We start from the raw sequence: 1,603 nt of genomic DNA, 5'->3' as shown, positions 1-1,603 counted from the left end.
GGGACATGTATAGTTGAGACGATTTTTATGTGGCCTGGACTTGGAAAGCTATCTATAGAGGCGATTACTAAAAGGGATTATTTACTACTTCAAGGATATGTCGTGTGGATTGCGGTTGCATTTGTAGTTATAAACTTAATTACAGATATAGTTTATAGATTTATCGACCCTAGAATAAAATCAAGTCAGGAGGATTGCTAATGGAGAGTTCATTAAAAAAAGGCAGAAGAATAAGCAATACAAAGCTCAACTTGATTATATCGGTTGTACTTACAGTTATACTTTTATTTATCTGTATTGTAGCTCCTTATATAGTTCCGTATGACCCTAATGCACAGGATTTATCGATATCGCTTAGTGCTCCAAGTAGTGCTCATTTATTTGGGACAGATAAATTTGGAAGAGATGTATTTTCGAGAGTTTTATGTGGAGGAGCTCCATCTATATTCGGTTCGATAATTATAGTAATCATCGTTACTGTAATAGGTGTTGCGTTGGGAGTAGCAGCAGGTTATTTTGGAGGAAGGATAGATTCCTTTATATCTAAAATAACTGATATTTTTCTAGCGTTTCCAGGAATGGTACTCGCAGTTGCTATAGCTGGTATGCTAGGAATAGGTATTGTAAATGCTATTATCGCACTTTCAGCAGTTAGATGGACTAAATTTGCTAGACTAGCTAGGAGCAAGACGATTTCTATTAAAGAAAATACATTTATACAAGCGTGCAAGGTATCTGGATTATCAGATTTTAATATTATAGTCAAACATATAATTCCAAATATTATGGGAGAAATAATGATAACTGTAATGTTAGATGTAGGGGTTACAATGCTTGAATTGGCGGGATTGTCGTTTTTAGGCTTGGGGGTAGCTCCACCTACAGCAGAATGGGGATATATGTTAAATGAAGGTAGAAGTTATTTGCAGACTTGTCCGTGGATAGTTTTATATCCAGGCTGTGCAATTATAATAACTGTTATGATTTTAAATTATCTCGGCGATAGTATAAGAGATTATTTAGATCCAAGATACAAAGAAATTTAAGGAGGAGACCAAAATGAAGTTAAAGAAAACAGTAGCACTTTTACTATCAGCAGTATTATCAGTTGGAATATTGACTGGCTGTGGTAATTCTTCAGATTCGAAGGAATCAGGAAAGGAATTAGTTTATGGAACAGGGGTATATGCTACGACTGGTTCTCTAGACCCAGCTGAAGCTAGTTATAATGGATGGTTTACTCTTCGTTATGGTATAGGGGAGACACTATTTAAAGTCAATGATGACAGTACAATAGAACCATGGCTAGTTAAAGAGTATAAAACAGTAGATGATACAACTTGGGAAATTGTAATAAAAGATGGTATAACTTTTTCAAATGGAAAAGAGTTGGATGCAGAGGCAGCAAAAGCATCAATTCAGAGAGTTTTAGATAATAAAGATGTCGCTGCAGGACAAGCTCTATCTATAGACTCAATAGAAGCTGATGGACAAACACTTACTATAAAAACTACTAAACCAAATCCAGCTTTAATAAATCAATTATGTGATCCAGACTTAGTCATATTAGATGCAGATTCTGAAGATATGAGAACTAAGCCTG

Annotated in this window: 3 protein-coding genes; all 3 read left to right on the top strand. The window is 35.1% G+C overall.

Translation table 11 applies throughout. From position 1 onward, the window contains the following. Window positions 1-201: ABC transporter permease subunit (locus ACI3VO_RS02360; RefSeq protein WP_439756370.1), on the top strand; the 201-nt coding region annotated here is incomplete at its 5' end. After that, window positions 201-1,046: a nickel transporter permease gene (gene nikC / locus ACI3VO_RS02355; protein WP_439756369.1), complete on the top strand. Its 846-nt coding sequence runs from the start codon at window positions 201-203 to the stop codon at window positions 1,044-1,046. The genes ACI3VO_RS02360 and nikC, both read left to right, overlap by 1 nt. Window positions 1,047-1,059: 13 nt before the next feature. Further along, window positions 1,060-1,603: ABC transporter substrate-binding protein (locus ACI3VO_RS02350; protein ID WP_439756368.1), on the top strand; the 544-nt coding region annotated here is incomplete at its 3' end.

Source organism: Intestinibacter sp. (assembly GCF_051866655.1).
In the GTDB taxonomy this organism is placed as follows: Bacteria; Bacillota; Clostridia; order Peptostreptococcales; family Peptostreptococcaceae; genus Intestinibacter.
The sequence above is the reverse complement of the archived record's forward strand: the minus strand, read 5'-3'. Positions and strand labels throughout refer to the sequence as shown.